The sequence below is a fragment of the Microbacterium sp. HMWF026 genome, assembly GCF_003061325.1.
GTDB classification, from domain to species: domain Bacteria; phylum Actinomycetota; class Actinomycetes; order Actinomycetales; family Microbacteriaceae; genus Microbacterium; species Microbacterium testaceum_E.
In genome coordinates this window covers 4,048-12,836 of the sequence record NZ_QAJB01000419.1, presented here as the reverse complement: position 1 = coordinate 12,836, position 8,789 = coordinate 4,048, and the positions used below count along the sequence as shown (strand labels likewise).

Below are 8,789 nucleotides of genomic sequence, written 5' to 3'. Positions count from 1 at the left end.
GAATCGCACCCTGCCTCGCCCACCCACTCGCCCCTGGGGCTCGCCCGACGTCGCCGCGCCGAGCTGGCCGAGGCGATGGATCGGATCGGCGTCGAGGGTCTTCCCGTTCTTCTGGGGCTGCCGGATGCCGCGACCGGCGCGCACCGCCGGGTCATCGCCGAGACGCTCGACGCCCTGCTGCGGCGCGGCGACGCGCGGCGCGTTCTCGTCCTGTCGACCTGGCGGGGCGATGGCCACCACGACCACCGCGTCGTGGGCGAGGTCGCTGAGCAGGTCGCCGCCGCTCGCGGCGCCCGGCACCGGGCCTTTCCGATCTGGCTCTGGCACTGGGGGATGCCCGACGACGTGCCGTGGGACCGCGCGGAACGCGCGCCGCTCGGCAGAGACGCCGTCACGGCGAAGGCCCGCGCTCTCGGCGCGCACCGCAGCCAGATCGCTCCGCTGTCGGACGCCCCGGGCGACGAGACGATGCTGCACGCCGGGATGCGCGCGCACTTCGCCCGCGACGTCGAGGTGTTCTTCGCCCCGGTCGCGCGAGCGGACGCCGCGCCCGCGCCCGCGCCCGCGGGGCAGCCGGGCGCGACGCACCCCGCCGCCGCCCCCGAGGTGCGGCCGACCGAGACGGAGGCCGACCCCGCCTCCGTCGGTGCCGACTACTTCGACGACATGTACGCCCGCCATGACGACCCGTGGGGCTTCGACTCGCGCTGGTACGAGGAGCGCAAGCGCGCCGCCGTGCTCGCCGCGCTGCCGCGGCGGCACTACCGCGCGGTCTTCGAGGCGGGGTGCTCGACGGGAGCCCTCACCGCGGCGCTCGCCGCGCGCGCCGACCGCGTGCTCGCGGTCGATCTGTCCGAGGCCGCCCTCGCGCGCGCCCGGCAGCGCTTGGCCGCGCAGGCGCATGTCGAGCTGCGTCGAGCCCTCCTTCCGCAGCAGTGGCCCGAGGGCACCTTCGACCTGATCGTGCTGTCCGAAGTCGCGTACTACTGGGGCGCTGCAGACCTCGAGCGCGGACTGGCGGCCGCCGTGGCCGCGCTCGACCCCGACGGTCACGTGGTCGCCTGCCACTGGCGGCACCCGGTCGCGGAGTATCCGCTCACCGGCGACGAGGTGCACGCCGCCCTGGCGGCCGTTCCGGAGCTGGCGCGGCTGGTGCGGCACGTCGAGGACGACTTCGTCCTCGAGGTCTTCGGACGCGTGGGAGCCCCGTCCGTCGCCGCCGAGGCGGGCCTGGTCTGATGCGGGCCGTGGTGGTCGCGATTCCCGCGCACGACGAAGAGGCGCTGATCGGTCGCTGCCTGGCCTCGGTCATGCGCGCCGTGGCCCGCGCGCGCGAGCGCGATCCGCGGCTGCGGGTGCGGGTCGTCCTGGTGCTGGACGCGTGCGCCGACACCACCGCGGTGCAGGCGCGGCGGTGGCCGGTCGAGATCGTCGAGATCGCCGCCCGCGCCGTGGGCACCGCCCGGCGGGTGGGCGTCGCCCACGGGCTGGAGGGCCTCGGCATCCCCCTCGAAGAGACCTGGATCTCTTTGACGGATGCCGACACCGTCGTGCCCGCGGACTGGATCACCCATCAGCTCGATCTGGCCGCGCAGGGGGTCGATCTGGTGCTCGGCACCGTCCGTCCCGACTTCGCCGACCTCAGCGCCCGCCACGCCGCCTACTGGCGGTCGACGCACCACCGCGGACGCCCGGCCGGCAACGTGCACGGCGCGAACCTCGGCGTGCGGGCGCAAACGTACGTCGCCGCCGGCGGCATCCACGACCTGGTCGAGCACGAGGACGTCGCGCTGGTGCGCGCCGCGCGCGAAATCGGAGCGACGGTGCGCGCGAGCGACGCGCACGAGGTCGAGACGTCGGGACGCTTCACCGGGCGCACGCCCGGCGGCTACGCCGCGTTCCTCGATCGCGTGCACGCCTGGATCGACGCTCCGCCGCTGGCCGGCACCGGGGCGTGACACCGCGGGAGGGGGTTCGTCAACCACCTCGGCATCCCGAGTCCCCCCGCCGCACACTGGGCATCCCCGGAACGGAAGGCATCACCATGAAGGCACTGACCTGGCAGGGCACGCGCAACGTGAGCGTCGAAGAGGTCCCCGACCCGCAGATCCTCGAACCGACCGACGCGATCGTGAAGATCACCTCGACCGCGATCTGCGGCTCCGACCTGCACCTGTACGAGCTCTTCGGCCCGTTCATCGACAAGGGCGACGTGCTCGGTCACGAGCCGATGGGCGTCGTCGTCGAGGTGGGCTCGGCCGTGACGAATCTCGCCGTCGGCGACCGCATCGTCGTGCCGTTCAACATCTCGTGCGGTCACTGCTTCATGTGCCGACGCGGCCTGCAGTCCCAGTGCGAGACGACGCAGGTGCGCGAGTACGGCAGCGGCGCGGCGCTGTTCGGCTACACCAAGCTGTACGGCCAGGTGCCGGGCGGCCAGGCCGAATACCTGCGCGTGCCGCTGGCCGACTACAACCACATCCGCGTGGGCGACGACCTGCCCGACGACCGCTACCTCTTCCTCAGCGACATCGTGCCCACGGCGTGGCAGGGCGTGCAGTACGCGAACGTTCCCGAGGGCGGCACGCTCGCCGTCATGGGGCTCGGCCCGGTCGGGCAGTTCGCGGCGCGCATCGGCGTGCACCTCGGCTATCGCGTCCTCGCGATCGAGCCCGAGGCCGACCGTCGCGCGATGGCCGAGCGCCACGGCATCCTGACCTACGACCTGACCGACACGGTGGTCGACGAACTGATCGACCTCACCGAGGGGCGCGGTGCGGACGGGGTCGTGGATGCCGTCGGCATGGAGGCCCATGGCAACGGCGGCGCGAAGCTGGCCCAGAACGCCGTCGGTCTGCTGCCCGACGCCCTCGCGCGAAAGCTCATGGACAAGGCCGGCATCGACCGGCTCGCGGCGGTCTACGCCTCGATCGACCTCGTGCGCCGCGGCGGGACCGTGTCGCTCAGCGGCGTCTACGCCGGCGAGGCGGACGTGCTGCCGATGAAGACCATGTTCGACAAGCAGCTGAACCTGCGCATGGGCCAGTGCAACGTCAAGCGCTGGATCGACGACCTGCTGCCGCTCGTCGAGGACCCCGCCGATCCGCTCGGCGTGATGGATCTGGTCACCCACCACGCCCCGCTCGAGGACGCCCCCGGCCTGTACGAGACGTTCCAGAAGAAAGAGGACGGCTGCATCAAGGTGGTGCTGCGCCCCGGCACCTGACCCGCACGCCCACCCCCGCCCCGCGTGAGTCGCCACGTCCTGTCGCCGTCGTGCGCGTCGAAGCGACGGATTCCGGCGACTCCCGCGGGTGGCGGTGTGTGACGCGGCGGGTGGGAAACGTTCCGGCAACACGGCGCTGAGTAGAGTCGTGGCATGGGTGACCTGTTCGACGGTTACGGCTCCACGTTGGCGCCGCGCAAGACCGCTTCCGGCATCCCGGCGTACGACGAGATGTTCGGCGCCCCGGCCACGGCCGGGGGCGCCGCCCCCTCTCGCGAGGCGTACCGGGAGCTGTACCAGACGCTCGCGCAGATGACCCAGGAGGAGCTGCGCGGCCGCACCGAATCGCTGGCGAGTTCGTACCTGGCGCAGGGCGTCACGTTCGACTTCGCGGGTGAGGAGCGGCCTTTCCCCCTGGATGCCGTGCCCCGGGTCATCGCGTACGACGAGTGGTCGCGCATCGAGGCCGGCGTGAAGCAGCGCGTCCGAGCGCTCGAGGCGTTCCTCGACGACGCGTACGGCAATCAGCACTGCGTGCGCGACGGCATCCTGCCCGCGGGTCTGATCTCGTCGTCGCAGTACTTCTATCGCCAGGCCGCCGGCATCCGCAGTGCCAACGGCGTGCGCATCCAGGTGTCGGGAATCGACCTGATCCGCGACGAGCACGGCGAGATGCGCGTGCTCGAAGACAATGTGCGCGTGCCGTCTGGCGTCTCGTACGTCATCTCGAACCGCCGCGTCATGGCGCAGACGCTGCCCGAGCTGTTCGTGTCGATGCGCGTGCGTCCCGTCGGCGATTACCCCAACAAGCTGCTCGCGGCGCTGCGCGCCTCGGCCCCGCCCGGGATCGACGATCCGAACATCGTCGTGCTGACGCCGGGCGTGTACAACTCGGCGTACTTCGAGCACACGTTGCTCGCGCGCCTCATGGGCGTCGAGCTCGTCGAGGGCCGCGACCTGCTGTGCATCGGCGGCAAGGTGTTCATGCGCACCACCCGCGGACCGCAGCGCGTCGACGTCATCTACCGCCGCGTCGACGACGACTTCCTCGACCCGCTGCAATTCCGCGCCGACTCGATGCTCGGTGCGCCCGGGCTCATGCTCGCCGCGCGCCTGGGCAACGTCACGATCGCCAACGCGGTCGGCAACGGCGTCGCCGACGACAAGCTGCTCTACACGTACGTGCCCGACCTGATTCGGTACTACCTCGCCGAGGAGCCGATCCTGAAGAACGTCGACACCTGGCGCCTCGAAGACCCGGGCGCGCTCGAAGAGGTGCTGGACCGCCTGCCCGAGCTCGTGGTCAAGCCGGTCGACGGCTCCGGCGGAAAGGGCCTGGTCGTCGGCCCCGACGCCTCGCCCGCCGAGCTCGACGCGCTGCGCAAGCGCCTGAAGGCCGACCCGCGCGGCTGGATCGCCCAGCCGGTCGTCATGCTCTCGACCATCCCGACGCTCGTCGAGGACGGCATGCGCCCCCGTCACGCCGACCTGCGGCCCTTCGCGGTCAACGACGGCGACGACATCTGGGTGCTCCCCGGCGGTCTGACCCGCGTGGCGCTGCCCGAGGGGCAGCTCGTGGTCAACTCCAGCCAGGGCGGGGGGTCGAAGGACACGTGGGTCGTCGGCGGATCCGCGCCCTCGCACGTCGAGTACGGCCAGGGCAACGGCGTCTCGGGTCTGGTCGCCGACCAGGCGGCGGTGACCGAGGCCATCCCGATCATCTACGACGGGCAACCCGCACCCGCCACCTCGCCGCGTGACCCGCGGCCGGGCACCGGCCCCTCGGGCAAGGAGCAGCAGGAGCAGCAGCAGCAGGATGCCACGGTGCAGCACGGACCGCAGGCCGAGCAGCAGCAGCAGGCGATGCAGCAGGACGAAGGGGTGTCGGGATGCTGAGCCGGATCGCCGAGAGCCTGTTCTGGATCGGGCGGTACATCGAGCGCAGCGACGGCACCGCCCGCATCCTCGACGTGCACCTGCAGCTGCTGCTCGAGGACCCGTGGATCGACGAGGACACCGCCTGCCGGTCGCTGTTGAGCGTCATGGGTTCGGCCTGGCCCGAGAACGTCGACACGGTGCGCCGCGACGACGTCCTCGCGCGTCTGGCCGTCGACCGGATGAACCCGTCGAGCATCGCGTACTCGCTCACCGCGGCGCGCGAGAACGCCCGCCGGGCGCGCGAGATCGTCTCGACCGAGCTGTGGGAGATCCTCAACACCACGAATTCGCGGATGCCGCGGCGCCTGCAGACCGACAAGGTGCACGAGTTCTTCCAGTGGGTGCGCGAGCGCGCGGCCCTCGCGATCGGGATCGTCGACTCGTCGACCAACCGCGACGAGGCGTGGCAGTTCTTCACCCTCGGCCGCAGCATCGAGCGCACCGACATGACCGCGCGTCTGCTCGCCACCCGCTCGCTGACCGAGGTTTCGGGGCCGTCGTGGACGACGATCCTGCGTTCGTGCGGCGCCTACGAGGCGTACCTGCGCACGTATCGCGGGATGCCGAGTGCTCGCAACGCCGCGGAGTTCCTGCTGCTGGACCGCCTGTTCCCGCGCTCGATCATCTACTCGATCCAGCGGGCCGAGGACTGCATGAGCGCGATCGACCCCCGGGCCGACCGCGTCGGGCACTCCAACACCGTGCTGCGTGCGCTCGGCCAGATCCGCAACGATCTCGAGTACCGCCCGGTCAGCGACATCCTCGCCGAGTTGCCCGAGCACATGCAGCGCGTGCAGACGGTCACGCGCGAGGCGTCGGAGGCGATCCGCTCGCGGTTCTTCCCGACGCAGGCCGAGCCGAGCTGGATCGGGGAGATCTCGTGAACCCCCGACAGGTTCACGCACCCGCCGCCGAAAGGACGACGCGATGAAGCGACTGCGCATCGAACACCAGACCGGGTTCGTGTATCCGGGCGACGTGGTCGCGTCGTACAACGAGGCGCGCATGCTGCCGCACTCGACCGAGAGTCAGTTCGTGCTGAGCTCGTCGCTCGACATCGAGCCGTCGACGTCGGTCAACCAGTACGTCGACTACTTCGGCACCCGGGTGGCGGCTTTCGACGTGCTGTCGCCGCACTCGTCGCTGACGATCACGGCGCGCTCGCTCATCGAGGTGCGCCCGCGCCCCATCGAGCACGCCGACATCACGTGGGAGCAGCTCGCCGCCGAGGCGGGACGCTCGATCTCGACGGTCGAGCAACTGACGCAGACCCGCCGCACCGCGCCGCACGCCGAGGTGGCCGAGCTGGCACGCTCGATCGCCGCGCAGCACGACCGGCCCGGCCCCGCTGCGCACGCGATCGCCGAGGCGATCGGCGACGCGATCGAGTACATGCAGGGCGTGACGGGTGTGACCTCGACCGCCATCGACGCGTGGGAGGCCCGCAAGGGCGTCTGCCAGGACATCGCGCACATCGCGATCGGGGCGCTGCGCGAGGTCGGCATCCCCGCCCGTTACGTGTCGGGTTATCTGCACCCCAAACCGTCCGCCGAGGTCGGCGAGGCCGTGACGGGGGAGTCGCACGCGTGGGTGGAGTGGTTCGCCGGTGATTGGCAGGGCTTTGACCCGACCAACAACATCGAGATCGGCGACCGGCACGTGCTCGTCGGTCGCGGTCGCGACTACAACGACGTCCCGCCGTTGCGCGGCGTGTACGCCGGGCCCGGCAAGAGCAACCTGAAGGTCAAGGTGACGATCACGCGCGAGACGTGAGGCGCGGGCCGCTGACGGGCGGCGGTGAGCCGAGCGCGTCGGGGGTCGAGGGGGTTCCCGAGGCGTCGGGTGGGGCGTACGCTGTGGTCAGACCACACGAAAGCGAGATCCCCCATGGTTCAGCGTCAGCTGCCGAAGGTCGGTGAGCTCCTCGAGCTCATGCAGTTCAAGAAGCCCGAGCTCGACGCGCGCAAACGCCGCCTCGACGCCGCGCTCACGATCAACGACCTGCGGACGATCGCCAAGCGCCGCACGCCCAAGGCGGCGTTCGACTACACCGACGGCGCGGCTGAGGGCGAGCTGTCGCTCGACCGCGCGCGGCGGGCGTTCGAGGACGTCGAGTTCCACCCCGACATCCTCCGGCCCGCGGCCGACGTCGACACGTCGTGCCAGATCCTCGGCGGGCCGTCGGCGCTGCCGTTCGGCATCGCGCCCACCGGTTTCACGCGGTTGATGCAGACCGAGGGCGAGACGGCCGGGGCGTCCGCGGCGGCGGCCGCCGGCATTCCGTTCACCCTGTCGACGCTGGGTACCACCTCGATCGAGGGCGTCAAGGCGGCGAACCCGACCGGTCGCAACTGGTTCCAGCTGTACGTGATGAAGGACCGCTCGATCTCGTACGGTCTCGTGGAGCGCGCCGCTGCGGCCGGGTTCGACACCCTGCACTTCACCGTCGACACCCCCATCGCGGGTGCGCGTCTGCGCGACAAGCGCAACGGCTTCTCGATCCCCCCGCAGCTGACGGTCGGCACGATCGTCAGCGCCATCCCGCGCCCCTGGTGGTGGATCGATTTCCTCACCACCCCAAAGCTGGAGTTCGCCTCGCTTAGCACCACCGGCGGTACGGTCGGCGAGCTGCTGAACGCCGCGATGGACCCCACGATCAGCTACGACGACCTCGACCTCATCCGCGGCATGTGGCCGGGCAAGATCGTCGTCAAGGGTGTGCAGAACGTCCAGGATGCCGCGCGCCTGGTCGACCGGGGTGTCGACGGCATCGTGCTCAGCAATCACGGCGGCCGCCAGCTCGACCGCGCCCCGATCCCCTTCCACCTGCTGCCGAAGGTCGTGCGCGAGGTCGGCAAGGATGCCACGGTGATGGTCGACACGGGCATCATGAACGGCGCCGACATCGTGGCATCCATCGCCCTGGGGGCGAAGTTCACCCTCATCGGCCGGGCCTACCTCTACGGCCTCATGGCCGGTGGGCGTCAGGGTGTGGACCGCACCATCGAGATCCTGCGCAGCGAGATCGAGCGCACGATGACCCTGCTGGGGGTGTCCTCGCTCGCCGAGCTCGAACCGCGCCACGTCACCCAGCTCACGCGCCTCGTGCCGGTGGGCGAGCAGGGCGCCGGAACGCGGGTCTGAGCGCCCGCAGGGAGCGGTCGCTACGGGGAGTCCCACCACTCCCGCATCGTTGCCCCGACCACCGCACGCGGCGGCGCCTCAGCCGCACGAGGTGAAGCCGAGGAACGACGTCACACGCGCCGACGTCGCGGAGTCCGCGGTCCAGGACTCGCCCACGCGGGCGCGCACGCTGACGTACGAGGTGCGCAGCAGGCCCGAGACCGCCGACGAGGGCACGCGGGCGCTGCGCGTCGTCGACGCGATGCCGCTCACCACCGTGCGCCCGTCGACGAGCATGTCGAAACGCACCGGGTCGGCGCCGTCGTACCGCCACGCGATCCAGACGCCGTCGAAGGGCGGCTCGAAGCACGAGGTGACCACGGGCGCGACGACCCGCGCGGCGGTGATCGACGCCGACGTCCCGGTGGGGCTCGACCACGCCGCCCACGCGGGCGTACTGCCGGCGGCGACGGCCACGACAGCGGCCACCGTCACGGCGAGG

The 8,789-nt window shown here is 71.4% G+C and carries 8 protein-coding genes; 7 read left to right on the top strand and 1 reads right to left on the bottom strand.

Annotated features, from left to right (window positions below; genetic code table 11):
* From DBR36_RS15340 to DBR36_RS15310, 7 genes are all read left to right on the top strand, one after another.
* The coding region (locus DBR36_RS15340) for an SAM-dependent methyltransferase (protein ID WP_108320599.1) at positions 1–1,239 on the top strand (1,239 nt) is incomplete at its 5' end.
* Positions 1,239–1,958 (top strand): glycosyltransferase family 2 protein, encoded by a 720-nt coding sequence (locus DBR36_RS15335; protein ID WP_108320597.1) that lies wholly within the window; start codon positions 1,239–1,241, stop codon positions 1,956–1,958. The genes DBR36_RS15340 and DBR36_RS15335, both read left to right, overlap by 1 nt.
* Before the next feature lie 86 nt (positions 1,959–2,044).
* Positions 2,045–3,226: a zinc-dependent alcohol dehydrogenase gene (locus DBR36_RS15330; RefSeq protein ID WP_108320596.1), complete on the top strand. Its 1,182-nt coding sequence runs from the start codon at positions 2,045–2,047 to the stop codon at positions 3,224–3,226.
* A gap of 153 nt (positions 3,227–3,379) precedes the next feature.
* On the top strand, positions 3,380–5,122 hold the full coding sequence (locus tag DBR36_RS15325; RefSeq protein WP_108320595.1) for a circularly permuted type 2 ATP-grasp protein: 1,743 nt from the start codon (positions 3,380–3,382) through the stop codon (positions 5,120–5,122).
* A complete protein-coding gene (locus tag DBR36_RS15320) occupies positions 5,116–6,048 on the top strand; it encodes an alpha-E domain-containing protein (RefSeq protein WP_108320594.1) in 933 nt (310 codons plus the stop codon). Before DBR36_RS15325 ends, DBR36_RS15320 begins: the two co-directional genes overlap by 7 nt.
* A gap of 43 nt (positions 6,049–6,091) precedes the next feature.
* A complete protein-coding gene (locus tag DBR36_RS15315; RefSeq protein ID WP_108320593.1) occupies positions 6,092–6,937 on the top strand; it encodes a transglutaminase family protein in 846 nt (281 codons plus the stop codon).
* 114 nt (positions 6,938–7,051) lie between these two features.
* Entirely contained in the window at positions 7,052–8,308 is a 1,257-nt protein-coding gene (locus DBR36_RS15310) for an alpha-hydroxy acid oxidase (RefSeq protein WP_108320592.1), read from the top strand.
* Positions 8,309–8,386: 78 nt separating this feature from the next.
* Here the strand turns inward: DBR36_RS15310 and DBR36_RS15305 are convergent.
* Positions 8,387–8,789: hypothetical protein (locus DBR36_RS15305; RefSeq protein ID WP_181373633.1), on the bottom strand; the 403-nt coding region annotated here is incomplete at its 5' end.